Annotated in this window: 22 protein-coding genes; 13 read left to right on the top strand and 9 right to left on the bottom strand. The window is 72.0% G+C overall.

What is annotated here, in order from left to right; translation table 11 throughout:
• Window positions 1-25: 25 nt before the first annotated feature.
• Complete coding sequence (locus ACYSUO_RS40735; protein WP_461781248.1) at window positions 26-847, top strand: helix-turn-helix domain-containing protein; 822 nt, start codon at window positions 26-28, stop codon at window positions 845-847.
• Here the strand turns inward: ACYSUO_RS40735 and ACYSUO_RS40740 are convergent.
• The 3 genes from ACYSUO_RS40740 to ACYSUO_RS40750 form a co-directional block, all read right to left on the bottom strand.
• Window positions 836-2,023 (bottom strand): ParB/RepB/Spo0J family partition protein, encoded by a 1,188-nt coding sequence (locus ACYSUO_RS40740; RefSeq protein WP_461781249.1) that lies wholly within the window; start codon window positions 2,021-2,023, stop codon window positions 836-838. The two genes, ACYSUO_RS40735 and ACYSUO_RS40740, sit on opposite strands and share 12 nt — an antisense overlap.
• A 140-nt stretch (window positions 2,024-2,163) precedes the next feature.
• The gene (locus tag ACYSUO_RS40745) at window positions 2,164-2,991 is read right to left on the bottom strand and encodes an ABC transporter permease (RefSeq protein ID WP_461781250.1); all 828 of its coding nucleotides are present in this window, start codon (window positions 2,989-2,991) and stop codon (window positions 2,164-2,166) included.
• Window positions 2,988-3,914, bottom strand: coding sequence for an ABC transporter ATP-binding protein (locus ACYSUO_RS40750; protein ID WP_461781251.1), 927 nt, complete (start codon window positions 3,912-3,914; stop codon window positions 2,988-2,990). Before ACYSUO_RS40750 ends, ACYSUO_RS40745 begins: the two co-directional genes overlap by 4 nt.
• A 242-nt stretch (window positions 3,915-4,156) precedes the next feature.
• Here ACYSUO_RS40750 and ACYSUO_RS40755 point away from each other — a divergent pair, with 242 nt between their 5' ends.
• Both ACYSUO_RS40755 and ACYSUO_RS40760 read left to right on the top strand, forming a co-directional pair.
• Window positions 4,157-4,900, top strand: a complete 744-nt coding sequence (locus ACYSUO_RS40755) for a gamma-glutamyl-gamma-aminobutyrate hydrolase family protein (RefSeq protein WP_461781252.1) — start codon at window positions 4,157-4,159, stop codon at window positions 4,898-4,900.
• Window positions 4,901-4,985: 85 nt separating this feature from the next.
• Complete coding sequence (locus ACYSUO_RS40760; protein WP_461781253.1) at window positions 4,986-5,492, top strand: carboxymuconolactone decarboxylase family protein; 507 nt, start codon at window positions 4,986-4,988, stop codon at window positions 5,490-5,492.
• Window positions 5,493-5,591: 99 nt separating this feature from the next.
• Here ACYSUO_RS40760 and ACYSUO_RS40765 read toward each other — a convergent pair whose 3' ends face one another.
• The 3 genes from ACYSUO_RS40765 to ACYSUO_RS40775 form a co-directional block, all read right to left on the bottom strand.
• Window positions 5,592-7,001, bottom strand: a complete 1,410-nt coding sequence (locus ACYSUO_RS40765) for an NDP-hexose 2,3-dehydratase family protein (RefSeq protein ID WP_461781254.1) — start codon at window positions 6,999-7,001, stop codon at window positions 5,592-5,594.
• Complete coding sequence (rfbB, locus tag ACYSUO_RS40770; RefSeq protein ID WP_461781255.1) at window positions 6,998-7,978, bottom strand: dTDP-glucose 4,6-dehydratase; 981 nt, start codon at window positions 7,976-7,978, stop codon at window positions 6,998-7,000. Before rfbB ends, ACYSUO_RS40765 begins: the two co-directional genes overlap by 4 nt.
• A 157-nt stretch (window positions 7,979-8,135) precedes the next feature.
• Window positions 8,136-8,489 (bottom strand): VOC family protein, encoded by a 354-nt coding sequence (locus ACYSUO_RS40775; protein WP_461781256.1) that lies wholly within the window; start codon window positions 8,487-8,489, stop codon window positions 8,136-8,138.
• A gap of 164 nt (window positions 8,490-8,653) precedes the next feature.
• On the opposite strand from ACYSUO_RS40775, the gene ACYSUO_RS40780 reads away from it, so the two are divergent.
• Window positions 8,654-10,213, top strand: a complete 1,560-nt coding sequence (locus ACYSUO_RS40780) for an alpha/beta fold hydrolase (protein WP_461781257.1) — start codon at window positions 8,654-8,656, stop codon at window positions 10,211-10,213.
• A gap of 58 nt (window positions 10,214-10,271) precedes the next feature.
• Here ACYSUO_RS40780 and ACYSUO_RS40785 read toward each other — a convergent pair whose 3' ends face one another.
• Both ACYSUO_RS40785 and ACYSUO_RS40790 read right to left on the bottom strand, forming a co-directional pair.
• Window positions 10,272-11,552 carry an activator-dependent family glycosyltransferase gene (locus ACYSUO_RS40785; RefSeq protein ID WP_461781258.1) on the bottom strand — a complete coding sequence of 427 codons (1,281 nt, stop codon included), beginning with the start codon at window positions 11,550-11,552 and terminating at the stop codon, window positions 10,272-10,274.
• A gap of 76 nt (window positions 11,553-11,628) precedes the next feature.
• Window positions 11,629-12,852: an MFS transporter gene (locus ACYSUO_RS40790; RefSeq protein WP_461781259.1), complete on the bottom strand. Its 1,224-nt coding sequence runs from the start codon at window positions 12,850-12,852 to the stop codon at window positions 11,629-11,631.
• A 78-nt stretch (window positions 12,853-12,930) separates the two neighbouring features.
• Between ACYSUO_RS40790 and ACYSUO_RS40795 the strand changes: the two genes are divergently transcribed.
• Window positions 12,931-14,208, top strand: coding sequence for an ATP-grasp domain-containing protein (locus tag ACYSUO_RS40795; RefSeq protein WP_461781260.1), 1,278 nt, complete (start codon window positions 12,931-12,933; stop codon window positions 14,206-14,208).
• Window positions 14,209-14,245: 37 nt separating this feature from the next.
• On the opposite strand, the gene ACYSUO_RS40800 is transcribed toward ACYSUO_RS40795, so the two are convergent.
• Window positions 14,246-15,058 (bottom strand): phytanoyl-CoA dioxygenase family protein, encoded by an 813-nt coding sequence (locus tag ACYSUO_RS40800; RefSeq protein ID WP_461781261.1) that lies wholly within the window; start codon window positions 15,056-15,058, stop codon window positions 14,246-14,248.
• A 295-nt stretch (window positions 15,059-15,353) separates the two neighbouring features.
• Between ACYSUO_RS40800 and ACYSUO_RS40805 the strand changes: the two genes are divergently transcribed.
• The 8 genes from ACYSUO_RS40805 (at window position 15,354) to ACYSUO_RS40840 (ending at window position 25,411) form a co-directional block, all read left to right on the top strand.
• A complete protein-coding gene (locus tag ACYSUO_RS40805; RefSeq protein WP_461781262.1) occupies window positions 15,354-16,703 on the top strand; it encodes a formylglycine-generating enzyme family protein in 1,350 nt (449 codons plus the stop codon).
• Window positions 16,703-18,127 (top strand): MBL fold metallo-hydrolase, encoded by a 1,425-nt coding sequence (locus ACYSUO_RS40810; protein ID WP_461781263.1) that lies wholly within the window; start codon window positions 16,703-16,705, stop codon window positions 18,125-18,127. Before ACYSUO_RS40805 ends, ACYSUO_RS40810 begins: the two co-directional genes overlap by 1 nt.
• A complete protein-coding gene (locus ACYSUO_RS40815; RefSeq protein WP_461781264.1) occupies window positions 18,124-19,128 on the top strand; it encodes an alpha/beta hydrolase-fold protein in 1,005 nt (334 codons plus the stop codon). The genes ACYSUO_RS40810 and ACYSUO_RS40815 overlap by 4 nt, the downstream gene beginning before the upstream one ends.
• Window positions 19,116-20,960, top strand: a complete 1,845-nt coding sequence (locus ACYSUO_RS40820) for an asparagine synthetase B family protein (protein ID WP_461781265.1) — start codon at window positions 19,116-19,118, stop codon at window positions 20,958-20,960. The genes ACYSUO_RS40815 and ACYSUO_RS40820 overlap by 13 nt, the downstream gene beginning before the upstream one ends.
• Entirely contained in the window at window positions 20,899-21,999 is a 1,101-nt protein-coding gene (locus tag ACYSUO_RS40825; protein WP_461781266.1) for a hypothetical protein, read from the top strand. Before ACYSUO_RS40820 ends, ACYSUO_RS40825 begins: the two co-directional genes overlap by 62 nt.
• Window positions 21,996-23,087 (top strand): threonine aldolase family protein, encoded by a 1,092-nt coding sequence (locus ACYSUO_RS40830; protein ID WP_461781267.1) that lies wholly within the window; start codon window positions 21,996-21,998, stop codon window positions 23,085-23,087. Before ACYSUO_RS40825 ends, ACYSUO_RS40830 begins: the two co-directional genes overlap by 4 nt.
• Window positions 23,084-23,542, top strand: a complete 459-nt coding sequence (locus tag ACYSUO_RS40835) for a pyridoxamine 5'-phosphate oxidase family protein (RefSeq protein WP_461781268.1) — start codon at window positions 23,084-23,086, stop codon at window positions 23,540-23,542. The genes ACYSUO_RS40830 and ACYSUO_RS40835 overlap by 4 nt, the downstream gene beginning before the upstream one ends.
• 120 nt (window positions 23,543-23,662) lie before the next feature.
• Window positions 23,663-25,411: an FAD-dependent monooxygenase gene (locus ACYSUO_RS40840; RefSeq protein WP_461781269.1), complete on the top strand. Its 1,749-nt coding sequence runs from the start codon at window positions 23,663-23,665 to the stop codon at window positions 25,409-25,411.
• Window positions 25,412-25,539 lie beyond the last annotated feature (128 nt).

Here is a 25,539-nt window from a genome sequence, read left to right on the forward strand (position 1 = left end):
GGAACAAGACTCTGTGAGGTGCGTGATGGACAACGCCGTGGAACAGGCCATCGAGTACATGCGCGAGCGGTACGGCGATCCGCTGTCCGTCGCGCAGATCGCCTCCCGGGTGATGCTCAGCCGCTTCTACTTCACGCGGATCTTCAAGGAAGAGACCGGGACGAGCCCGGGAAGGTTCCTCGCAGCGATCCGCATCCACGAAGCCAGGCGCCTGATCGAGAACACGTCGATGAGCGTCACCGACGTGTCCATCGCCGTCGGCTACAACAGCCTGGGTTCCTTCACGAACGCCTTCACGGCCGGCGTCGGAGTGTCTCCCGGCCGACTGCGCCGCGGCCTGTGGGACGGCGTACCGCGGCAGGACCGTGTTCCGGCGGGCGCCGGGGGCACCGTCGCCGGAACCGTCAGCCTGCCCGCCGGGTACGGGAACGCCCAGGTGTTCGTCGGCGCCTTCGACACCCCGGTGATCCAGCATCCCTGCCGCGCCTGGTCCGTGGTCGACGTGCCGGGCGGCCGGCCGTCCTGCTACTCCGTGAAGAACGTGCCCGAGGGGGAGTGGTACCTGCTCGCGGTGGCCGTCGCCGCGGGCACGGGCCACGACGAGGCCTCGCGCACGACTCTGGTGGCGGGACACGAGCGGGCACCGGTCGCCGTGTCCGCGCCGGACGTCACCAGCGCCGCGGTGCGCCTGGGCCACCCGCTGCCCACCGACCCGCCGGTCCTGCTCGCCCTGCCCGACCTCGAACCGCCGAGGACGGTCAGGACGCATCCGGGATGCGCGTCGGCCGAACCGAGGACCTCCCTGTCGGCGGTCCCGCCGCGGCGGCCGGTGCTGTCAGGGGCGTGAGCCCGTGGGCGCCCCGCCCGATTCCTGCTTGCTGCGCAGCAGTTCGGCCATGAGGGCCCACTCCCGGCCGATGTGCTCCGCGATCGGCGCGATGACGCCCAGCCAGTGCGGCGGAACCGCGTCGACGAAACCGCGCCAGTCCGCGCCGGGTTCGCCCGCGTGCAGCTGCATCCAGCGCAGGAACTCCCGCCCGCCCGTGGTGTAACGGACCGCCGGGTCGGCGGCCATCCTGGACGCCACCATCGCCCAGGTGGGCGGAGTGTCGGTGTGCTTCCTGCGGACGGGCACGGGCTCGGCGGGCGCCACCCGCAGCGGCGGACGCTCGTGGTCGGCGACGTCAGGGGCGTCCGTGCCCATCGCGGGCGCGGCCGGGTCCACGGCCACCGTCTCCACGGCGCGGATGTGCGCCGAACGCAGGGCGGCCGTCTGGTGGTTGCCGCGCTCGGGGGCCTCGCCGCGGCGCAGTCGCGCGCTCACGTCGTGGACCGTGCCGAGCGACACGTCCGTCTCGCGCGCCACCTGGCGCAGCGAAGCCTGCGGGTGTGCCGCGATGTACTCGGCGGCGCGCCGCCGGCCCTCACCGGCGTCCACGGGGCGGCGCCTGCCGTCCTGGCCGACGCGCTTGCCGTCGAGCGGCGCCGCGGTCCCCGTACGCTCCCGCAGCGCGGCGATGGTCTTCGCGCTCAGACCCGTGATCCCGGCGAGCGCGCGGTCCGACCAGTCGGGGTGCGAGCCCAGCACCCGCTGGGCGCCGGCGAGGCGGTCGGCCCTGCACAGCGGCAGACCGTGCGAGCCGTTCGCCTTCATGGCGATGACCAGGGCCTCGGAGTTGGAGCAGTCCACGAAGCGGGCCCTGATGCCGGTGTCCCCGCGCAGCCGTGCCGCCTCCGCGCGGTGCAGTCCGTCGATGATGCGACAGCCGTCGACCTGGACCAGGATCGGCGGCAGTTCGGCCGTTCCGGAGGCGTCGACGAGCAGTTGGACATGTGCGGAGTCCGTGCCGCCCTGACGCAGCGAGACCCCGGGGGACAGCGCGCTCAGCGGAACGTCCCGGGTCGGCAGCTGCTCGAAGTTCCGCAGGTCGAACTCGTCGCGCTCGGAGGTGTCGGGACCCTCCCTGTGGGCCGGGTCGAATGCACTCGTGATCAAAACGGCGTGCGCATTGCTCTGAGCCATTCTCGTTACTCCCTCTCTGCTGCCGCTGCCGTCGAGCGTCGCAGGAGGGTCTCCAGCTGCACTGGAGCGCAGGTCGACGTTCTCTCGAAAGCCCGATGGGCCCGCGCCGGACAGCGGCGCGGGCCCATCGGTGACGACGCTCAGGCGTCGCGGCGCTTCAGCAGGACACCGGCCACGACCAGCAGGGCGGCCGTCCACAGGGCGAGCACCCCGAGCCCCTGCCACGGCCCCAACAGGTCGGCGGCGCGGGCGTGCTGCTGGGTGATCAGATTTCCGGCCTCCGTGGGGAGGTAGGCGTGGATGTGCTTGCCCACGCTGCCCGGCAGCATCTCGGCCATCGGGGCGAGCACCAGGACGAAGCCGATGACGCCGGTGATGGCGGCCGCCGTGTGCCGGATGATGGCGCCCGCGGCGAGCGCGAACAGTCCGAGCAGGGCCAGGTAGAGGCCGCAGCCGACGACGGCCCGCAGCACCCCGGGGTCGCCGAGCGAGACCGGCGCCTTGTCGTGCAGGATGGGCGCGCCGATGAGGAACGAGGCGAAGGACGTCACCTCGCCCACCACCAGGACCAGCAGCCCGAACACGGCGGCCTTGGCCGCGAGGACCGGGGTCCGCCGGGGCACCGCGAGGAGGCTGGAGCGGATCATCCCGGTGGAGTACTCGGAGGCCGTGACCATCGTGCCGAGTACGCAGATGGCCAGCTGGCTCAGCAGGATGCCGCTGCCCAGGATGGTTCCCGTCGGGTCGAGCCGCATCTCCGCCTGCTGCGAGGCGGTGCTCTTGTCCCAGTTGGCGACGCCCATCTCCATGAACAGCACCGTGAAGATCACCGTGAGGACGATCAGGATGCCCAGCGACCAGAGCGTGGAGCGCACGGAGCGGATCTTCGTCCACTCCGACCGCATCAGATGCGTGAAGTTCGGCCCGCGCGCGTCGGTCACGGCCAAGGGGGCGGTCACAGCGGTCACTTCACGCCTCCGGCGGTGGGTGCGACGGCGTCGTACTCGACGGCGTCCTTGGTGAGTTCCATGAAGGCCTCCTCGAGGGAGCCGCGCCGGGTCGACAGCTCGTGCAGCACCAGACCGCCGGCGGCGGCGATCTCGGCGATCCGCGGCGCCTCGACACCCGTGACGTCCAGCTCGCCCTGCTCGGTGACGGTGACGGTGGCGCCCGCGGACTCGAGCAGCTTGCCGAGCTGGGCGCCGTCGGGCGTCCTGACCAGCACCGACTGTTCGGTGCTGCGCTCGATGAACTCCTGGGTGGAGCAGTCGGCGACCAGCCGGCCGCGCCCGATCACGATCAGGTGATCGGCGGTGACGGCCATCTCGTTCATCAGATGGCTGGAGACGAGAACGGCCCGGCCCTGCGCGGCGAGCGACTTCATCAGGTTCCGGATCCACACGATGCCCTCGGGGTCCAGGCCGTTGACCGGTTCGTCGAGGACGAGCGCCGCCGGGTCGCCGAGCAGTGCGGCGGCGATGCCCAGGCGCTGGCCCATCCCGAGGGAGAAGCCCCCGGCCCGCTTGCGGGCCACGGCGCCCAGGCCGACCTGCTCGACGACGGCGTCGACCCGCTTCTTGCCGAGTCCCTGCGTCTGGGCCAGGCACAGCAGATGGTCGTAGGCGCTGCGCCCCGTGTGCACGGCACGCGCCTCCAGGAGCGCGCCCACCGCCCGCATGGGCCGGGGCAGTTCGCTGTAGGGCACGCCGTCGATCGTGGCGCTGCCGGAGTCGGGCCGGTCCAGGCCGAGCAGCAGGCGCATCGTGGTGGACTTGCCCGCTCCGTTGGGGCCCAGGAACCCGGTGACCCGGCCTGGCTCGACCGTGAACGACAGATCGTTCACGGCGGTCTTGTCGCCGTAGCGCTTCGTGAGGTTCTTGGCCTCGATCATGGTCACCTCGGTTGAATGGCCTGCGAGATTTTCTCCGGGGACAAGGTCTCCCCAAACGCCTGTGATATCAGGGGAGTTGTCGCGTTCAGTAGTCCGTGGCGGCGCGGGAACTGAACGATGGCCGCGTCTTCCCGGCCCGGATATTTTGGCCGCGGCGACCGTTCGCAGGCCCGCCAGTTCATCTGCTCAATTTCCTCAGTTGAACCCGAAATCCCGCGAGGGTGGATCCCATAAGGGTGGTCATGAATTCAGCCGCTTTCGATGAGCCGCGGCACGCGGCCCGGCCGGTGATCGGGATCTGTGCCAGGACCGCGCCCGTGACGCTCCAGGGCAGCGATCTGATGGTCAGCCTCGCGCTGCAGGCCCATGTGGCGTACGTGGCCGAGGCGGGCTGCACCCCGCTGCTGCTCCCGCTGCTCGCCGGCGTCGAGGAGTCGGCGGACCGGCTCGACGGACTGCTGGTTCCCGGCGGCCCCGATGTGGATCCGCAGCTGTACGGACAGCCGTCGCACCCGGCGACCCGGTCCATGACGCCGGACGCGGACCGGGTCGAACTCGCCCTGATGGAAAGGGTGTTGGGCGCGCAGAAGCCCGTACTGGCGATCTGTCGCGGCCTGCAACTGCTCAACGTGCTGCACGGAGGCACGCTCCACCAGGATCTGGCGGGGGTGACGGGACACGACGGCCACCGGCCGCCCACCGACACCTTCACGCTCGGCCGCCGCCCGCTCAAGCTCCTGCCCGGCAGCCGCATCGCGGGGATCCTGACGGAGTCCGGGCCCGAGTCGGCCTGCCACCACCACCAGGCCGTCGACCGGCTCGGCTCCGGGCTCACCGCCACCGGCTGGGCCGACGACGGGACGGTCGAGGCCGTCGAGGTCGTCGGCCATCCCTTCGCCATCGGCGTGCAATGGGAATCGGGGCAGACGGCCGACAGACGACTTCATCACGCGCTCGCCCGCGCCGTCGGGCGACGTACGAAATGACGACCGCTCACAGAAACGCAACCATGCGGGAAAAGGCAGCCCACGGGCGAGCTTTTCTCGAACCCACGCGAAGGAGAAACACACAATGTCGCCTCGGATGCCCAACCCGTCGCTCGTGGTTCCCGATGTCCTCCCGCCGATGCGGGCCGTGGTGAAGGCCGTCAACAACGTGGGCGTACCGCTCAAGACGCTGGTCCTCGTCCATCTGCGGGTGAGTCAGATCAACGGCCGCACCGTGCAACTCCCCAAGAAGCAGGCCGAGTTCGAGGCCGCGGGTGAGGAGGACCTGCGGCTGCCGGTCGTCGAGACCTGGCGCGAGCAGACCTGCTTCACCGACGCGGAGCGCTCCGTCCTGGCCCTCGCCGAGGCCGCCACGCGCATCGACGGTGTCGAGGACCCGGTCTCCGACGAGGTCTGGGACGAGGCGGCCAAGCACTTCACCGAGGTGCAGCTCGGCGCCGTCGTGATGCACATAGGCCTGGTCAACCTGTGGAACCGGGTCAACGTCGCCACCAAGCAGGAGCCGGTGGACTGGCGCGTCAATCCCAAGACGTGGAAGCCGATGACCACGCGGCTGCCCGCCGCCTCGTAACGACCGCGTCCGCGCACGACCGAGGGCTCCGCCCAGGGGGATCACCCCGGGTGGAGCCCTCGGTCGTGTGTGCTCAGTGCGCGTGCCCAGTGCGCGTGCTCAGCGCGTCGCCGCGGCGAGCGGGACCGCGCCGGTGGTGAAGGCCGGGTCCGTGTTGAGGACGGCGAGCAGGGTCCGTGCCTGCACGTTGGCGTAACGGCTGTGCCCGGCAAGCCAGTTGAGCTGGGCGGGTGTGACCCAGTGGTATCCGGGCGGGGCCTGCGCCGGCGTACGGGACTCGTCGGTCTCGACGATCAGATACCGGCTCTCGGCGTTGAGGAACCGCCCGCCCTCCTCGGAGTGGACGGTCGCGTACCGGACGCGCTCGGGCGGCGCGTCGAGCAGCGTGTCCAGGAACGGCGGCCGTGACCCGGCGCCCGCCGGATAATTCTCCGGGACGCACTGCACGGTGGGCGCGAGCTCCGCGGTGTCGAGCAGGCCGCCCTCGACGCGGGCGTGCACCAGGACGTGGGGCACGCCGTCGAAGACGCGGTAGGCGAAGCCGACGACTCCGGGCCGCACCGGTTCGATGATCGGCTGGCTCCAGCCGGCCACCTCGCGTCCGGCGCCCTCGACGCGGACCGCCACGACGTCGAAGAACCGGCCGTCGGGACGCGAGACGGCGTGCTCGCCCGTCTCCCATCCGCTGATCTCGCGCAAGGGCATCCGGCGCGTGCGCACCTCGTGGCGGGCCCGCTCCCCGGTGAACCAGGCCAGCAGCCCCGCGTCGCTCGACAAAGCCAGCGGCTCCGCGGTCCTGGCCGGCGCGCTCGCCAGGACCGTACGGGCGTCCATGTTCACCACGTTGTCCAGTCGCAGCAGTTGGGCGAGCTGACCCAGGGTCAGCCAGCAGAACGCGTCGTCGACGGGCACGTCCACGTCCGCGGCCACTTCGACGATCATGTTGCGGTTGCGTTTGCGGTAGAACCACGACCCGTGCTCCGACTGCAGCACGTCGGTGAGCACTCGCCCGGGCTCGGGGTCGAGGAAGTGCTCCAGGTACTTCACGGCCGCTCCGCCGTGCGCCTGCGTGTAGTTGCTGCGGGTCGCCTGCACGGTGGGCGAGAGCTGGACCAGATTGGGGTTGCCGGGCTCCATCTTGGCCTGCATCAGAAAGTGCAGGACCCCGTCGAACTCCTTGGCCAGGATGCCGAGGATGCCGATCTCCGGCTGCACGATGATCGGCTGCTGCCAGGTGCTGTCCGGGCCGCTCACGTGCAGGCCCTCGATGGTGAAGAACCTGCCGCTGCTGTGCCGGAGGTTGCCGGTGTCCGGGGCGAAGGACCAGTTGTCCAGTTCGGCGAACGGGATCCGGTGCACCACCGCCCCACCGGCCCGGCGGTGCGCCGCCAGCCAGCCGGGCACGGCGTCGGTTGCGGGGCCCGAGCCCTCGGGCGCGGCGGCCGAGCGGGCCAGCCGGTCCGCGGTGGCGGGACGGGAGCGCGGGACGAGCCGCGTCGGGGCGCTCACGGGCGCTCACCGCTGTCCTTGACCGGCTTCCACCACTGCGGATTGTCGCGGTACCAGGCGACGGTTTGGGCCAGACCGTCGTCGAAGGCGGTCAGTGGCCGGTGTCCCAGGTCGCGTTCGATCCGGCCCTGGTCGAGCGCGTAGCGCCGGTCGTGGCCCTTGCGGTCGGTGACGTGCCGGATCATCGTCGGCTCCGCGCCGCACAGTTCGGCGATCCGGTGGGCGAGGGTCAGGTTGGGCACGGCGTTGCCCGCGCCGATGTTGTAGACCTCGCCCGGCAGGCCACGCGTCAGCACCCGGTGCACGGCCCGGCAGTGGTCGTCCACGTGCAGCCACTCCCGGACCTGCCCGCCGTCCCCGTAGACCGGGACGGGAAGCCCCTCAAGGAGGTTGGTGACGGCCAGCGGGATGAACTTCTCGGGGTGCTGGTAGGGGCCGTAGTTGTTGGAGCAGCGGGTGACCGAGACGTTCAGCCCGTGGGTGCGCACGTAGGCCAGCGCGATGAGGTCGGACGCGGCCTTCGACGCGGCGTAGGGGGAGTTGGGCAGCAGCGGCGACTCCTCGGTCCACACCCCCTCCTCGATCGACCCGTACACCTCGTCGGTGGAGATGTGCACCACGCGGGCCACCTTCGCGGCCAGGCAGCCCTCCAGCAGCGCCTGCGTCCCCTCGACGTTGGTGCGCACGAAGGCCGCGCCGCTCTCGATGGACCGGTCGACGTGGCTCTCCGCCGCGAAGTGCACCACGGCGTCCTGGCCCGCCAGCACCTCGGCCAGCAGCGCGCGGTCTAGGATGTCGCCCCGTACGAAGGTGAGTCGGGGGTGGGCCGTCGGGAGGTTGTCCCGGTTGCCCGCGTACGTCAGCGAGTCGAGGACCGTGACGTGCGCGTCCTCGAACCCGGCGTACCCGCCGTCGAGCAGGGTCCGTACGTAATGCGATCCGATGAATCCGGCTCCTCCGGTGACGAGGATTCTCATGCGACCACGTCCCGGACGGAATTCCACACTCGCAGCATGCTCTTTCCCTTTTCCATGAGGGCGGACAGGGCAGGTACACCGCGAGAGTGCGCGGACACGCTCGAAGCCTCCTCGACGGGAACTCGAGGAGGCTTCGAGGCCGCGGAACGCGAGGGTCTCAGCTGTCCTGGATCAGCCCGAGGACGTTGTCGTCGAGGTCGACGACCGTGGCCACCCGGCGGCCACCGCCCACCTCGGACGCGGGGCTCTTGACCGTCGCGCCCGCCGCGGTCAGCTCGGCCAGCTTCGCCTCGATATCGGGAACGTGCAGGTAGGCGACGGGCGAGGTGAAGTCCTGGGCGCCCGCGGGGACCAGACCGATGTGCTGGCCGGCCAGATCGAAGCCGACGTAGTACTCGGAATCGGTCTGCGGCTCGATACCGAGCAGCGCGGCGTAGACCTTCTTGGACGCCGCCACATCCGCGACCGGATGCAGCACTGTCCTGATTCCCTGGATGGCGTTGTCAGCCATTTTCAGCTCCCGGAGGTTGGGATTTCTTTTTCGATGCTAGGTAATTGACGGGCCGCGAGGAATCTTCGTCGTCCCCGACTCCAGTGGGTTTCCAGCCACTCTTGACCAGGGCTGGAGAGAACCTTGCCAGTCTGCGAGTGGCTGAATTCCGGAGGGGGAATCACGTGAAGAAACTCGTAGGGGTCACCGCGGTGGCGGTGGCCGGTCTCATGGCGTCGGTCGTCGCCCCGGCCGCCGTGGCGGACGAGGCGGACGAGGCGGCCCGCCCGGTCGCCCCGGTCGTCTGGACACCGTGCCCGGACACCGATCCGGTCCTCGGCAGCATGCTCAAGGGCCTGGACTGCGGATCGGTACAGGTGCCGCTCGACTACGCCAGGCCCAACGGCACGAAGATCAGCCTGGCGCTCACCCGGGCCAGGCACACCGTGGCCGACAGCGACTACCGCGGCGTCGTGATCCTCAACCGCGGCCAGTGGCCCGGCGGTATCGGCCGCGACCTGCCCACCCGTTACGCGCAGGGCACCACCGGGCTGGCCAAGGACGTCGGCGCGGCCTACGACTGGATCGGCTTCGACCCGCGCGGAGTCGGGGCCAGCGAGCCGTCGGTGGTCTGCGACAACTCCTACGTCTACCCGGGCCACGCGCAGCCCTCGCCGGTGCCGGCCACACCCGCCGCCGAGCAGGAGTGGGTGGACCGGGCCCGCGCGTACGCCAAGAGCTGCGGGGACCGCTACGGCGACACGCTGAACCACCTGACCACCAAGGACGCGGCCCGGGACCTGGACCGGATGCGCATCGCGCTGGGCCAGGAGAAGATCACCTACTTCGGCACCGACTGGGGCACCTATCTCGGTTCCGTCTACGCGACGATGTACCCGAGCCGGGTGAACCGGATGGTGCTCGACAGCGTGGTCAAGCCCAGCGGCACCTGGTACCAGAACAACCTCGACAAGAACTCGCTGTCGGAGCGGAACGCGAAGACGTTCTTCGCGTGGGTGGCCAAGTACGACTCGGTCTACCACCTGGGGACCACCGCGGCCGCCGTAGAGGCGAAGTACTACGAGGCCCGGGACGAGCTCACCGCGGCGCCGGTCGACGGCAGGATCGGCCCCGCCGAGTGGGCCGACGTCTTCGAGCCCGTCGTCTACCGCAGCTGGACCTGGCTCTCGCGGGCCCAGATCCTGTCGGACTTCGTGGTGCGCGACGACGCCACGTCGCTGCGCGGCAACTACTCCGACCCCGCCTTCCCGCACCAGAACCGGCACGCGATGACCAACGCGGTCCAGTGCACGGACGCCGCGCAGCCGACCGACTGGAGCCGGTGGAGCACCGACCACGCGCGCCAGTACGCCGCCGGTGACCGCTTCCTGACCTGGACCAACGCCTGGTACAACGCGCCGTGCGCGTTCTGGCCGGCGAAGGCGCAGACGCGGCCGGCCGTCGGCAACTCCTCGGTGAACGTCCTGCTGGTGCAGCCGGAGTTCGACACGGCCCACGGCACCGCGGGCGCGGTGGAGACGCACCGGCTCTTCCCCAACTCGCGCCTCGTCCTTGAGCAGGGCGGCCACAACGTCGGTGCGGCGCTGTCGGCCAACAACAACCCCTGCCTCAACACCTACGTCGGTGACTTCCTCCGCAACGGCAAGCGTCCGGCATCCATCGCCGGTGTCGACGCCACCTGCGGGGCTTCGGCGGACCCGGTTCCGCCCACCCCGGCCACCTGACCGGAGAACTCCGAAGGGGGTGGTCCGTGCCTCGGCACGGGCCACCCCCTTCGGCATGTCAGGCCGCCGCCAGCTCCGTCAGCCGGTGCACCAGCTCATTGGGCGAGGGCATGGCGAGCACCTCGCGGCGCAGCCCGTCCGCGCGCTCCCGCACCTCGTCGTCGCCGAGCAGCCGGACCAGCGCGGCGCGCACCGCCGGTCCCGTCGCCTCGCCCGGCTTCATGGCGAGACCCGCCCCCGACCGCTCCAGGCACCGCACCTTCAGGGGGACGTCGAAGGCCCGGCTGACGAGCAGTTGGGGCACACCGTGGCGCAGCGCGCAGCCGAACGACCAGGTTCCCCCGTGATGCACGACGGCCGCGCAGGTGGGCAGCACCTCGGACAGCGGCACCGAGTCGACCAGGCGGGTGTTGGCGGGGACCTCCCGCAGCCCCTCCTGGGACTGCCCCGGCAGTGCGAGGACCAGCTCGATGGGCAGATCGGCCACCGAGTCGAGGATCTCCTGAATGCGTTCGACGGGCAGCAGTTGGCGCACCGGGCCGTCGTTCACGGAGTCGCCGAAGGTCATCAGCACCCGCGGGTCCTGGGGCGGCTCGGAGATCCACTGCGGCATCCGCGCCGGCCCGTTGTACGGCACGAACTGCATGGGCAGCGTGGTGGGGCGCGGGTCGGGACGGAACGCCTCGGGCAGCGGGTCGATGGTGAACTGCCCGTTGACGAGCTCCTCGGAGAACTCCAGGCCGAACCGGTCGGTCCAGCCCTCCAGCCAGTCGCGCAGCCGGTCGGTGCGGGCGTGCGGCGGCTGCTCGGCCCGCGCGTGCAGGAAGTCCTCCCGCATCCGGGTGTAGACATCGACGGAGTAGAGCACGCGTGCGTGCGCGGCTCCCACCGCCTGTGCGGCGATCGCGCCGGCGAAGGCCTTCGCACCCCACAGCACCAGATCGGGCCGCCACTCCCGTGCGAAGCCGACCAGGTCCTCCATCATCGAGTCGTTGGACCGCTTGGCCTGCGGCAGCACCAGATCGTCGAAGACGCGGTTCACCTGCTCCCAGCTCAACCGCTCGCGGTCCGGCCCGAGTTGGAACAGGGGGTCGAGCCCCTCCTGCGGCGCACCTCCCGCACGCGGGGCGGCCTTGCGCCGGTCGCGCTCCTCGCGCACCTCCCGGCTCTCACCGGGGCCGACGGGCAGCCCCGTGAGCCCCGCTCCGGTGACGGAGTCCATCAGGTCCGGCCACGCCGCCACGCACACCTCGTGGCCGGCGGTCTGCAACGACCAGGCGAGCGGGACCATGTTGAACAGGTGGGTCTTGAAAGGGAACGGCACGATGAGAACCCGCACGGCGGATCTCCTTCGGGTCAGGAGTGGGGGCGACGAGCCGCAGCACCCCGGGGTGCTCCGGCTGTTCCCATCCTGCTCACGCGCCCGTGACGGATCTTCTCCAGACGTGCCGCGTCGAACTCGTCGCGGCGGTCACCAGACAGGTCACCAGCGCGACCACGAGCGCCGTCGGCACCGCCCCGGCCAGATCGCACAGGGCGCCCAGGACGAGGATGGAGAGCGCGACGCCGGACGGCATGAGCGTGGCCCGCAGCGTCACCACCGAGGAGAGCTCCGCCGCCGAGGCGCGTGCCAGCAGCTGGTTGTTGAAGTGCACGTACGCCAGCTCGAACAGGACGAGGAACAGCGCGTACGAGGCCAGGGTCGCCATGGTGCGCCCGGCCAGCAGTGCGGCCAGCAGCGGTGGCATGGGTGCCAGCGCCCACACCGCCGAGGGCACCCGCGCGAGATAGCGCTGGGCGGGCAGCGCGGCGATCGATCCGGCAAATATGGCCACCGAGGAGACCGCCACGAAAAGGCCGACCAGCCGGGCGCCGCCGTGCAGCACCGACAGCGGGATCACGGTGACAGCGACGGTGTGGAACCCCTGCCAGAACGCGACCAGAAGGAACCGTGCGAACAGCCGGCGCAGCGCCGGGTCGTCGACGCGCAACCGCGTCCCGGCCGCCGCCCCGGCGCCGTCCGCGTCGGCCTCCTCCCGTGGCGCGGTGGGCGACGCGGGCAACGCGGGCAACGCCCATGCGACCAGCGCGGACAGCGCCAGGGTCGCGGCGTTCACGGCGATCTGCCCGCGCAGTGGCAGTACCGCGGCGGCCGGGCCCGCCAGCGCCGCGCCCAGGCTCAGACCGGTCAACTTGGCTATTTCGGCGATGGTGTTGGCGCGCTCCAGGCGCTCGGGCGGGACCGTCCCGCGCAGCACCACCGACGTGGCGGAGCGGGTGACCGTTTCGCAGAACCCGCGGACCACGACCAGACACGTGGCGACCGTGGCCAGGGCGGCGCCCGGGGCGGCGAGCGCCGCCACCGTCAGGACCAGGCTCGCCGCCTCCGCGCCCCGCACGAGTCGTTCGGGGGGCCGCCGGGCGAGCAGCCGGTTCAGGGGAGCGGCCAGGAGCAGCGCCGGCAGCCACGGAGCGCTCAGGACCGCGCCGGCCAGCAGCCCCGACCCGGTGGCCTCGCCGACCCGGGTGGACAGACTCACCAGAAGCAGGAAACTCCCGCCCGCATTGATGAAGAGCAGCAAGGGAGTGTAATTCGCCGAACGGTGCTTCACGAGAAAACTCGCGGGAAAGTAGTTCATCTCTGACTCCTCCAAGGAGGAGAGAGTCGCAGGGATGAACAGGTATTGGCGAACACGCTTCGTGGCTATCTTGAACGGATGACAGAAAATACCGGGAAAAGCCAGTGCATTGCCATCGTCGACGCCTATGCGGCCGTCGGGGAACTCGTTCGTAAATTCCGTGACCGCGGATGTTCGGTCGTGCGGGTACAAAGTACCCGAGAGGTGCCGTTCGTGTATCGCTCGGCCGCGTTCGCCCCCGACGATTTCATCGACAACATCGTGCACGACGGCGATCTCGACGCCACCCTGGCCGCGGTGGCGGCGCACGCGCCGACCGCCGTAGTCGCCGGCGGCGAGGTGGGCGTCGAATTCGCGGACCTGCTGGCCGAACGGCTCGGCCTTCCGGGCAACGGCACCGCCCTGAGCGCGGCGCGCCGGGACAAGCACACCATGATCGAGACGGTGCGGGCGGCAGGCCTGCTCGCCGCCCGCCAGCTACGGGTGTCCGACGTGGCCGAACTGACCGACTGGCACCGCGAACTCGGCGGTCGCGTCGTCGTCAAACCCCCGCGCAGTTCGGGCGGCCAGGGCATCCACTTCTGCGACACCCCCGAGCAGTCCGCCGCCGCCTACCGCTCGCTGAACCGCGCCCCCGACGTCTTCTCGCAGGCCAACAGGGGAGCCGTCGCCCAGGAGTACCTCCCCGGCACGGAGTACATGGTCGACACCGTCAGCCGCGACGGCCGCCACCACCTGTGCGACATCTGGCGCACCGCCCGGGTCAGTGCCAACGGGATCGTCGACCTGTGCGACGCCCTCACCCTGATCGACTCCTCCAGCCGGGAGACCGATCCGCTGCGGGCCTACGCCTTCCGGGTCCTGGACGCGCTCGGCATCCGGCACGGCCCCGCCCACGTGGAGATCCGGCTCACCCCCGCGGGGCCGAGCCTGGTCGAGGTCGGCGCCCGGATCGCCGGCGGCGGCATCCCGGCGGCCACCTCCGTCGCGGCGGGGGAGTCGCAGCTGGAGTGGACGGTCGACGCGTACCTGGACCCGGAGCGGTTCCACGCGCGGGCCGGTACGCCCTACGAGGTGCGCAGGTTCTGCGCGATCGTCGGGATGATCTCCCCGGTGCGCGGGGTGCTCGGCGGGTACCGGGGCATCGAGGAGATCGAGCGCCTGGAGGCCTTCCACACACTGGCCACCCTGGTGAAGCCGGGGCAGGAGATCGTGCCGACGGTCGACGACCTCAGCTATCCGGTCCTCGTGACGCTGGTGCACGAGCTCGAGGAGGTCGTGCACCGCGACCTCAACACCATCCGGCACCTCGACGGAGCCGCGTTCTACGCCCTCGACTCCGCCCCGGCCGCCTGACCGCACCGTTCGACCGCTGCCGCGCCGCGGTCGAACGTCACCGCGCGGCGGCCCCCGACACGGCCCCCGCCCCGGCCGCCACCGACCGCGCCGCCAGCGGCACCCGGTAGACGAAGCTGACCGCGGTGCGCGGCTCGGCCGCGGTCGTGTTGGGGGCCGACCGGTGCAGCACCAGGCCGTCGAACATCACGGCCGAACCCGCCTCCAGGGGCACGGCGACCGGCGCGTGCGAGCGCGGCAGGTCCGCGTCCGCCACATGGGGTTCCCGCGCGTCGCGCAACGGGCCCTGCCCCGGCTCCCGTTCGCGGTCGCCGGCGTGCGGCAGCAGCCCGCCCAGGTGCGAGCAGGGCAGGAACTCCAGGCAGCCGTTGCGGGTGGTGGCCGCCTCCAGAGCGATCCACACCGTCACGATCCCGTGCCGCGCCGGATCGAAAGCGGGCGGCGCGAACGCCATGTCCTGGTGCCAGGGCTTCGCCGAGCCGACCACCGGCGGCTTGGCCCACAGGAAGGAATTGAGGAACGTCCCCGAGGCGCCTGCCGCCGCCGCGACCGGGCCCCGCGCGAGGCCCAGGGACTCCTGCAACGCCTCGAACTCCGGGACGTGCCGGTGGATGCGGTTGGCCGAGCGCAGCACACCCGTCAGCGGCGCCTCGTCCTGCTGCCAGGCCGCCCAGCCGCCGATCCCGGCGGCCTCCAGGACGAAGTCCTCGTCCGAGGCGGTGCGTCCCTCGGCCAGCTCCTCGAGCCGGCGCACCGCCCGCCGCAGTCCCGCCAGGCTCTCGCCGTCCGCGAGCCCCGGCAGCCGCACGAACCCCCGCCGCTCCAGCTCGCCCGCGTCGAAGTCAATCATTTCGCCTCCATTTTCTCGACGGCTCGCGCCGTGAATGCCTTTCCCTCTATCGCTCATTCCCGGTGTTCAAGGGAAGCCGGAAACGGCCGTTGCTCCCGCTTCCCGACCCTGCGTATCGTGCCGTCCGGCGAAAGGAGGAAAAATGAGCGACGGCACTTTCATGGAGACCCGTGACGCCGACGAGGAGACCAGCAAGTGGTAATCCTCTGACTGCGAACCCGCCGCCCGTACGGAATTCGATTCCGTACGGGCGGCATTCGTCCCGAGAGGGGTTGAGATGGTAGGAAACCGCGCTGTGCAGGTCACCGACATACCCGCGGACATGTTGGTGATCGACGAATCCACCGACGACCGCTATTGGGCGTCCGTGGAACGTGTCCTGTCCCTGGCCGAGCAGAAGGGACGGGCGCCCGGGGGCGTGCCGCTGCTCGTGTCCGTCAGCACCGCCCATCCCGAGTGGCCCGTACGGGCCGGCGCCGTACGGCTGTTGGCCGAGCGGCACGCCGGAGACCCGGACGCCGACACGGCGGTCGCCGCCGCGACGCACGACACCGTCGACTGGGTCGCCTTCACGGCGCTCAAGGTGATCACCGAGCACCGCATCGCCGCGGCCGTCCCCGACCTCATCCGGATCTCGGGCTGGCCCAGCAACTTCACCCGCCCCCAGTGGGCCCGCAAGCCCGTCGGCTGCGGCGCCGCCCTCACCAAGCGCGCCCTCATCGCCGTCTTCGGCTCCCGCGACCCCGTCGAACTGCGCCGCCTGGAGGACGAGTACTTCTCCGACATGCGCGCCCGCGTCGAGGCCGCCCGCAAGCGGCCCCGCCGCAACACCGATGTCGTCCTGGTCCCCGGCGGACCGGCCATCATCGGCGCGGACGCGAAGCCCGACGCCTTCCGCATGGCCCAGGACGACAGCACGCTGCGCGCCGAGGACGTGCCCGGGTTCCTCATCGACCGCACCACCGTGACCAACGCGCGCTACCGCGAATTCCTCGAAGAGGCGGGCGACAGCGGCGAGTTCGACCACCCCGACCAGCCGGACGAGCGCTCGCACCGCCCCGTGCACGGCCACGACGCCCGCTTCAACGCGCCCGACCACCCGGTCGTCGGCCTCGACTGGTACGACGCGTACGCCTTCGCGAAATGGGCCGGCGGCGCACTGCCCAGCGAGGTGCAGTGGGAGAAGGCGGCCCGCGGAGTGGACGGGCGCCGCTACCCCTGGGGCGACGACTGGGACCCCGACCGCGTCAACTACGTCGAGCGGTCCTTCGCCCACGAGGTCGACGACCTCGACTCCCTGGAAGCACTGCTGGTGACGATCACTCCGGGGGAGCACCCGCCCCACCCGGTGCTGCCCGCCGACGCGCTGCCGCAGGGCGCCAGCCCGTACGGCGCGCTGCAGATGTCGGGCAACGTCTGGGAGCTGACCCGGACCAACTTCTACACCGGCGAGGACATGGACCCCTTCTTCAAGGGCCGCCACCCGCTGGACTTCATGAACCGCAAGGACGCCTTCCACGTGCTGCGCGGCGGCACCTGGACCTCGCCGCCGACCTGCCTCACCACCTTCTACCGCGGCAAGGACCTCATCACCGACCGGCACAACGAGATCGGATTCCGCTGCGTGTACGAGACGAGCCTGTGATGCGACTGACCTCGCTCGGCCACGCCGCCGTCCTCGTCGAGACGGGCCAGGAGCGCATCCTGTTCGACCCGTGGCTCACCCAGCGGCTCGACCGGTTCTGGGAACACCACCCGCCGCTGCCGGACGACCTGGTGCGCGCCGTGCTGGACGAGGGCGTGGACTACGTGGTCCTGAGCCACCACCACTTCGACCACCACCACTTCCCCTCGCTGCTGCGGCTCGTGGACGGCGCGGACGTGGACTTCGACGACAGCCCCCGCCAGAGCCCCGGTGTCACCTGCGTCTACCCGGCAGGACCCGTGCCGCCGCGGCTGACCGCCTCCGGCCTGGGACACCAGGCGATCGCCTGGACGCTGCGCCGCCTCGGCTTCGAGCGGCTGCACCCGGTCACCCCCGGCGACACCCTCACCCTGGGCGGGGCACGCCTTCGCACCTTTCCCTCGGCCGTCTCCTTCCCCGAGATGAGCGTGCTCGTCGAGACGGACGACGCCGCCGTCATGCTGTGCGGGGACGCGCTGCTGCACGAGCGGACGGTGGAAGCCTTCAGCCGGGACGACGCCCCGCGCCTCGACGCCGTCCTCGTGCCCGCGCACAGCGTCTCGCCGCCCGGCGTCCTCACCGAACGCCGCCCGCTGACCGATCCGGACACCGTGCGGGCCCGCGCCCTCGCCACCTTCGACCGGTACGTCGAGGCGCTCCCCGCGACCGTGACCATCCCGTCCTCCTTCGGCTGGCGGGTACGCGGCGAAGGGGCGCGGGACTACGACTGGTGCAACCGCACCATGTTCCCCTTCACCCCCGTCGAGGCCCGGCACCGCCTGGAAGAACGGGGCCGCGACGCACTGCTGTGGGGCCCCGGCCAGGTGCTGGAGATCGCCGACGGCAAGGCGGCCCTCGTCGACGGACCCATGGGACCCGACGCCTACGACTTCGACGAGGTCTACGCGCAGGTGACCCTCGACGCGGACACCCCCGTCCCGCCGTTCGACGCCACCGTCGACACGTGGGGACGACAGACCCGCACCGCCGAGGAACTGCTGCGCGATCTGCTGGACCGCGTCGTCGCCACCGACTACTGGTACCGCGCGCTGGACGACGGCGCCGGACGCCACGTCATCTCCCTCGCCGAGGACGGGGACGGAGACGAGGACGGCGCCGGCGAGACGTCCTATCTGCTCGACCCCGTGACCGACCGCGTCACCCGCCTCGGCGCAGGACCCGCCCGCCGCCACCTCACCGGCGCGGAGAGCTGGACGGAGATCGCGGCGAGCACCCTGGAGGCCATGCTCACCGGCGAGTTGCTGTTCGGGAGCTCCTTCGGGCTGTGGGCCAGCAACGGGCTCCTGCTGTCGGCGGTCTTCCACCACCCGTCCTTCTACACGCGCCACGTGGAGCGCGCGCTGCGGGAGGCGACCACCCCGTGAGCGAACCGGTCGTCTTCCACCACACCAGCCGCTGCCTGCGCGACAACCCCCTCGGCGATCCGCACCGCCGCCGCGTCGAGGTGCATCTGCCGCCCGGCTACGACGGCGTACGCCGCTTCCCCGTCATCTACTGGCTGCCCGGCTTCGGCGCCCACCCCGGCCTCACGCACCGCCCGCTCTCCTTCGGCGGGTCCGTCGCGGACCGCCTGCGCCGGGCGATGACGGACGGCCAGGTGCCGCCCGCCCTGCTCGTGGTCCCCGACGGCACCACCGCGTACGGCGGTTCGCAGTACATCGACTCCGCCGCGTCCGGCCGCTACGCCGAGCACCTGGCCGAGGTCGTCACGGAGGTCGACCGCCGCTTCCGTACCCTGCCCGAGGCCGCCTGGCGGGCCGTCGGGGGCAAGTCCAGCGGCGGCTACGGCGCCCTCGTTGCGGGCATGACCTCAACCCTGTTCGGCGCGGTCGTCGCCTGCTCGCCCGACGCCGGCTTCGAGCACTGCTACCTGCCGCTGCTGCCCGGCACCCTCGACACCGTCCGGGCCGCGGGCGGCGTCGACGCCCTGCTCGCCCGGCGCGACAGCGGCCCGCACGACGTGCCCTTCATGGTCGCCATGAGCATCATCGCGATGGGCGTGTGCTACGCCGACACCCCCGGCACCACACCGGCGGACGCCCTGCCGTGCGACCCGGACACGGGCCGCTTCCGCGACGACGTCTGGCAGCGATGGCTCACCCACGACCCCGTCCGCACAGCCCCGGCCCACGCCGAACGGCTGCGCGCACTGGGCCTGTTGCACCTCGGCGTGGGGGAGCGCGACGACTACGGCATGCACTGGGGCGCCCGGGCCTTGCACGCCACCCTCGACGCCCACGCCGTCCCCCACACCTACCGGGAGCACGAGGGCGGGCACCACGGCATCGAGCACGTCTTCGCGGACGCCCTGTCGGGACTGCGACACGTGTGGGACCGACAGGAGAGTGCCGCATGTGCGGGATAGCGGGCTTCGTCAGCCTCGACGGACGACGCGACCGGGCCTGGCTCGACGCGCTGGGCCGCACCATGACCACGGCCATGGCGCACCGCGGCGAAGGAGCCTGCGCCCCCTACGTGTCGGACTGCGGCACCGTCATGCTCTGCGCGACCCGCCTGGCCGTCCGGGACCGCACCGACGCGGGCGACCAGCCGATGCGGGACCCGTCGGGCCGCGTGACGCTCGTCCACAACGGCGAGGTGTACGGCTCCCGTTCACCACGGCCGCCGCTGTGGCCGCGCCGCACCACCTGCGACACCGAGTACGCGCTCCAGGAGATCTGCCGGGAACCCGATCCCGGCGCCGCCCTGCGCCCGCTGTCCGGCATGTTCGCCCTCGCCTGGCACGACGCCGCCGCCGGCCGGGTCGTGCTCGCCCGCGACCACTTCGGCGTCAAACCGCTCGTCTACGCCTTCACCCACGGCGGCCTGCTCTTCGCCTCGGAGGCGGGGGTGCTGCTGCGCACCGGCCTCGTCACCCCCGAGGTCGACCGGCGGGAGTTCGTCCTGCGCTCCTGGATCCGGATGGACGCGGCCGACGACCACACCTGGCTGCGCGGCGTCAGATCCCTGCAGCCCGCCGAGTACCTCGTCGTCGACCCGCCCCGAACCGAGGTCCGGCGGTACTGGCAGCCGGGAGCGGTCGACGACCCCGTCGAACCGGAGGAGATCCGGGCCGCCTTCGACCACGCGATCGCCGAACGGGCCGTATCCGACGTCCCGCGCGCCGCCGTGCTCAGCGGCGGCGTCGACAGCACCGCCGCCGTGGCCGCCCTGACCGCCCGCGGCGTCCCCCTCGACGGCTACGTCCTGCGCTACCAGGACGGCATCGGGGGATCGGGCGACGACGTGACGCACGCGACGGAGGTCGCCGACCGGCTCGGCGTCCCGCTGACCGTCTGCGACCTGGACAGCCACACCGCGGCCGAGCTCGTCCCGGTGCTGCCCACCCGCCTCATGCGCCCCCTGCTGCACGGCGCGGAACTCGCCATGCACCACCTCTACGGAACCATCGCCGCCGACGGCAACGTGGTCGTCTACTCCGGGCACGGCGCCGACGAACTGTGGGGCTACCAGGCCGGCCGCTACTTCCCCGTCGTCGACCCCTACGCACCCACGTACATCCACGGCCGCCACTACCTGACGCACCGGCTCCACGCCGACGAACGGCCCGTGTGGGCCCGGCTCACGAGCTGGCTGGCCCAGGAACTCGACGTCGACATGGGCGGTGTGACGGACCAGGTGTGGGAACGCACCATGGACGAGTACCGCAACCTGAAGACCGCCTCCCCGCTCAAACGCGGCCGCCACCACCTCCTGCGCCGCTTCCTCGTCTACGTCAACGACATGGTCGACGCCACCTCGTCGACGTTCACGCTGGAGGACCGGCCCGTCTTCCAGGACGTGGCCCTCGCCGAACTCGCCTTCCGCTGCCCCGAACACCTCAAGGACACCGGCGAAGGCGGCAGCCACAAGGCACTGTTGAAGAGCGCCCTCGCCGACCTGCTGCCCGCGTCGGTGCGCGAGCGCGGCAAGCAGGGCTTCCCCTCGCCCACCGACCCCGACTACCTCAAACGGCTGGCCGCGCTCGCCGACGGACTCGGCACCCCCTTCGGCGTGCCGTCGCTCCCGGCCGATCTGCGCGCCGAACTCGGCGTCGGTGAATGGATGTTCCTCGCGTCCGCCTCCGCCTGGCTCGATCACCTGGCGGACCTCAGAACCGAACCCAGGAGTCACGGTGAGCACTACCCCCGCCCCCAGGTGGAACTGGCACGCCCTGGACAGCGCGGACCGGCTTGACCCGGTTCCCCCCACGCTCGACGAACACCGCGCCCAGGACGGCTGCAACTTCGTCGTGTGGCGGCCCACCGCGCTGCCTGCCGGATGCGACACCAGCACCGGCACCCTGCGCCGCGAAGCACCTCCCGGCCGCGTCGAGGCCGCGGGACGGACACCGTGGAGCGACGCCAACCCCGCCTGCTACCGCACCGAGATCAGCGGCGCGGGACGACGGCTGCGCCTGAAGCAGTTCCTGTACGACTGGGCCTTCCCCGCGGTGGACCAGCCCTGCCTGTGGGGCAGCGACACCCGGGCCGTGCCGATCGACGAGCGGCACGTCGTGTGGCTGGGCACCGACTACCTCGGACACCGGGCCGCGAGCGCCCGCCTGGCCAGGACCACGGTCGAACTGTCCGTCCTGGAGGGCGAGTTCGGCGACGACGAGCTCGTCGCCCTCTACGCGGCGCTGCGCCCCGCCGTCCCCGAGGCCCTGCCCCGCGTGCTCGCCACCCCGTTCGCCGACCTCAGTTACTGGGCACGGCACCGGGCCGCCCCGGTCGCGGTCCCCACCGGCGTCTTCGCCTTCCAGCGCCGCGGGCGCGTCCCCGAAGGCGACTGGGTGCCCACCGGCGAGGTCGAGGACTTCCTCCGTCACCGGGGACTGCCCGCCGCCGTCGCCGAGTTCCGTGCCGAGAGCGCCGCGCTCTTCGGCGACGGCGACACGGTCCGGGAAACCGACGTCGTCTACACCTCGCCCGCCGGCGGCGAACTGCGCCTGACGGCACAGCGTCCCGGCGGCGGCCGCCTCGCCCTTCCTCCCGTACGCGACAAGCACCCCGCCCTCGACGAGGTGTACGACCTCGAAGGACGACCGGTCCATCTCGGCTACGTCAGCGCCGAGTTCGGCGCCTGCGACGCCTGGTGGCGGCACCCGGAAGGACACGAACTCAGACTGCTGTCCAGCGCGGGCCGGGACCTGGGCAGGGACGCCTTCGTACGCCTGCTCACCGCCCTGGACGCCGGGCTGCGCCCCGCCCGCGACCGCGGGCAGCCGGGATGAGCCACACCGCCGACCGGCTCGACTTCCGCAGCGACACCCGCACCCTGCCCGACGCGCGCATGCGCGAGGCCATGGCGCGCGCCGAGGTCGGCGACGACGTCTACGGTGACGACCCCACGGTCGCGCTCCTGGAGGAACGCGCCGCGCGCCTCCTGGGCGTCGAGGCGGCACTGCTGACGCCCACCACCACGATGGCGAACCTGCTCGGCCCGCTCGCCGTCGCGGGACCGGCAGGAACGGCCCCGCCGCGGGTCGTCGTCGGCGCCGACACCCACATGGCGTTCCTCGAAGGCGACGGGCTGCGCCGCTTCGGCGCGGTCGACCTGGTGCCGGTGGCCCAGCGCGCGGACGGACTGCCCGACCCCGACCGCCTCGAAGCCCTGCTCGCCCGGCCCCACCCGTCGCCCACCGTCGTCTGCGTGGAGAACACCTGCATGCTGCGCGCGGGCAACGCCCTGGACGCCGCCGCGACGCGCGCCGTCGCCGCCCTCGTCCACCGCCACGGAGCCCGACTCCACCTGGACGGCGCCCGCCTGGCCAACGCGGCGACGGCCCTCGACACGAGCTGCGCCGCGCTCGCCGCACCCGCCGACAGCGTGGCGTTCTCCCTGTCCAAGGGGCTCGGCGCACCCATCGGCGGCATCCTGGGCGCGACCCGCGCCACCATCGACACCGCCAGGCAACTGCGCACCTGGCTGGGCGGCTCCCTGCACCAGGCAGGCGTGGTCGCCGCGGCCGCTCTGGTCGCGCTGGAGCGCCGCGCGGACCTCGACCGCGACCACCGGCACGCCGCCACGCTCGCCGCCGACATGGCCGCCGTGCCCGGAGTGCGACTGCTGCGCGCCGCACGGCCCACCAACATGGTCATGGCGCGGGTGTCCGGCATGGACGCGGCCACCTGTGCCGGGCAGTTGGCCCGGCACGGCGTCCGCGTGCTCCCGCTGCCGAACGGACACGTCCGCTTCGCCGTGCACCGTGAACACGACATGATCTCGGTGACCCGGGCCGTCGCCGCCCTGGCCGCCGTCGCGGCGGCGCACGACGACGCCGGCCACCGAGCGAACCCGCACGACCTGGAGGAGACATGACGAAGATGCCGCCGCGCGAGCTCGCGGAGCGACTGCGCGACACCCGGGCCCGCCTGGAGAACGACGTCGACCTGTGGGCCGCCACCTCAAGCGCACAGGGCGACGCCTACATGATTCCGCTGTCCTTCCTGTGGGACGGCTCCGCGCTCGTCGTCTCGACCCCGCGGACCTCCGTCACCGGCCGCAACCTCCTCGCCGACAGCCGGGTACGCATCGGCGTGGGACCCACGAGGGACGTCGTCCTCATCGACGGCGACGCCCGGCCGGTGGACGTCGCCGAGCTCGGTGCGAAGACCGCCGACGCCTTCGCCGCCAAGACCGGCTTCGATCCGCGGGAGGAGACCGACGCGCCGTACCAGTACTTCCGCATCGTGCCCCGCCGCATCCAGGCATGGCGCGAGTCGAACGAACTGGCCGGACGCACCCTCATGCGGGACGGCGTCTGGCTCGGCTGACCGGCCCGCCCCCGCCCGCGGCGGGCGGGGTCCAGTCGTTCTTGACCAGGGCTGCAGGGCGCTTTGCCAGGCTCGAAAGGTACGGCGTCTGTCAATTCTGGAGGGGCGAATATGGGAGCCATGGAGGTTCCGGTCCTGATCGTGGGCGGCGGCGGATGCGGTCTGTCCGCGTCGGTCTTCCTGTCGGACCAGGGGGTCGACCATCTGCTGGTGGAACGGCATCCCGACACATCGAGGATTCCGAAGGCGCACTACCTCAACCAGCGCTCGATGGAGATCTTCCGGCAGCACGGCGTGGCCGACGACATCTACGCGGAGGCGGCGCCCCTGGAGCTCTTCGGCAAGGTGCGCTGGCAGACCACGCTCACCGGCGAAGGCCCCCTGGACCGGCGGCTGATCCACGAGATGGACGCCTTCGGCGGCGGCACACTGCGCGACAGCTACCAGGCCGTCTCCCCGGTGCTGCCGGCGAAGCTGCCCCAGATGTGGCTGGAGCCGCTCCTGCGGCGCCACGCGCAGGAGCGCAACCCGGGGCGGATCCTCTTCCACCACGAGGTCATGGACTTCTCCGACGAGGGCGACCACGTCAGCGTACGGATGCGGGACCTCGGCAGCGGGGAGGTGACCACCGTCAAGGCGCAGTACCTCATCGGGGCCGACGCGGGACGGATGGTCGGCCCGGCGGTCGGCATCCGGATGGAGGGGCCGCCCGGTCTGGTCAACACCACCACCGCGTACTTCTCCGCCGACCTCTCGCCGTGGTGGGAGGAAGGCACCCTCATCACGCACTACTTGAACCCGGACGACCCCGACCTCTCCAGCAACCTCATCGAGATGGGGCCCAGTTGGGGCAAGGCGAGCCAGCAGTGGGGCCTGCACTTCGCCCCGGGCCCGCCCGGACGCTGGGACGCCGAGACCGTCGTCCCCCGCATCCGCGAACTGCTGGGCCTGCCCGACCTGGAGATGACCGTCCACAAGGTCACCGACTGGGTCGTGCACGCGCATCTCGCCGACCGCTACCGCGTCGGACGCGTGCTGATCGCCGGTGACGCCGCGCACAAGCAGCCGCCCGCCGTCGGCCTCGGCCTCAACACCGGGATCCAGGACGCCCACAACCTCGCCTGGAAGCTCCGCGCGGTCGTCTCCGGGCTCGCCCCCGACACCCTGCTCGACACCTACGAGGGCGAACGCAGGCCCGTCGGGCGGGAGAACGTCGACTGGGCGACCTCGGCCGCGGAACACCACCAGGCGCTCATGGACGCCATCGGCGTCGGCCACAACGTCCCCGCGGGCCGCCGTCGCCGGCGCATGGAGACACTCCTCGGTCCCTCGCCGATGGGCGACACCGCGCGCGCCCGCGCCCTGGAGATGTTCCACACCCATCGCGGCGGCTGTCAGGCGCTCGACATGGAGGTCGGGTTCGCCTACGAGGCGGGCGCGGTCGTCGGCGACGGCACCCCGCGGCCCGAGCGGGTCCCGATGCGCAACGAGCACCGGCCCACGACGCGTCCCGGACACCGCCTGCCGCACGCCTGGATCAGCCGGGACGGCGAGCGTCTCTCCACCCAGGACCTCACGGGCAGGACCGGCTTCACGCTCCTCACGGGACCGGACGGCGGGCCCTGGTGCGAGGCGGCGTCGCGGGTCGCGGAGAAGTTCTCCGTCCCGCTGCGCACCGCGGTCATCGGTCCGGGAGCCGAGTACGCCGACGACGAGGGCGGCTGGGCGGCCGTCCGGCAGATCACCGACGCCGGCGCCCTGCTCATCCGCCCCGACCAGCACGTGGCCTGGCGCAGCACCGGCGCCGCGCCGGGCGGCGACGGCGTCGAGGAGCTGACGGACGTCTTCACCGAGCTGCTGGACCGCTGAGTCCACCGCGCCCACCACGAGAAGTGGGCGGGGGGGCCCCGGGGGCCCGGCCCGGCACGGGGGGGGGGCGGGGCCGCCCGGGGGGGCCGGCCCCACCCCCGGCCCCCCGCCGCGCCCCGGGGGGGGGG

The organism is Streptomyces sp. UC4497 (assembly GCF_054871485.1).

Excerpts from the sequence above, each read along its gene's own strand:
- ACYSUO_RS40740 (WP_461781249.1), bottom strand. The coding sequence starts at position 2,023 with ATGGCTCAGAGCAATGCGCACGCCGTTTTGATCACGAGTGCATTCGAC.
- ACYSUO_RS40820 (WP_461781265.1), top strand. The coding sequence starts at position 19,116 with ATGTGCGGGATAGCGGGCTTCGTCAGCCTCGACGGACGACGCGACCGG.
- ACYSUO_RS40800 (WP_461781261.1), bottom strand. The coding sequence starts at position 15,058 with ATGATTGACTTCGACGCGGGCGAGCTGGAGCGGCGGGGGTTCGTGCGG.
- ACYSUO_RS40755 (WP_461781252.1), top strand. The coding sequence starts at position 4,157 with ATGAATTCAGCCGCTTTCGATGAGCCGCGGCACGCGGCCCGGCCGGTG.
- ACYSUO_RS40760 (WP_461781253.1), top strand. The coding sequence starts at position 4,986 with ATGTCGCCTCGGATGCCCAACCCGTCGCTCGTGGTTCCCGATGTCCTC.
- ACYSUO_RS40835 (WP_461781268.1), top strand. The coding sequence starts at position 23,084 with ATGACGAAGATGCCGCCGCGCGAGCTCGCGGAGCGACTGCGCGACACC.
- ACYSUO_RS40830 (WP_461781267.1), top strand. The coding sequence starts at position 21,996 with ATGAGCCACACCGCCGACCGGCTCGACTTCCGCAGCGACACCCGCACC.
- ACYSUO_RS40790 (WP_461781259.1), bottom strand. The coding sequence starts at position 12,852 with ATGAACTACTTTCCCGCGAGTTTTCTCGTGAAGCACCGTTCGGCGAAT.
- ACYSUO_RS40840 (WP_461781269.1), top strand. The coding sequence starts at position 23,663 with ATGGAGGTTCCGGTCCTGATCGTGGGCGGCGGCGGATGCGGTCTGTCC.
- ACYSUO_RS40795 (WP_461781260.1), top strand. The coding sequence starts at position 12,931 with ATGACAGAAAATACCGGGAAAAGCCAGTGCATTGCCATCGTCGACGCC.
- ACYSUO_RS40735 (WP_461781248.1), top strand. The coding sequence starts at position 26 with ATGGACAACGCCGTGGAACAGGCCATCGAGTACATGCGCGAGCGGTAC.
- rfbB (WP_461781255.1), bottom strand. The coding sequence starts at position 7,978 with ATGAGAATCCTCGTCACCGGAGGAGCCGGATTCATCGGATCGCATTAC.
- ACYSUO_RS40750 (WP_461781251.1), bottom strand. The coding sequence starts at position 3,914 with ATGATCGAGGCCAAGAACCTCACGAAGCGCTACGGCGACAAGACCGCC.
- ACYSUO_RS40810 (WP_461781263.1), top strand. The coding sequence starts at position 16,703 with ATGCGACTGACCTCGCTCGGCCACGCCGCCGTCCTCGTCGAGACGGGC.
- ACYSUO_RS40775 (WP_461781256.1), bottom strand. The coding sequence starts at position 8,489 with ATGGCTGACAACGCCATCCAGGGAATCAGGACAGTGCTGCATCCGGTC.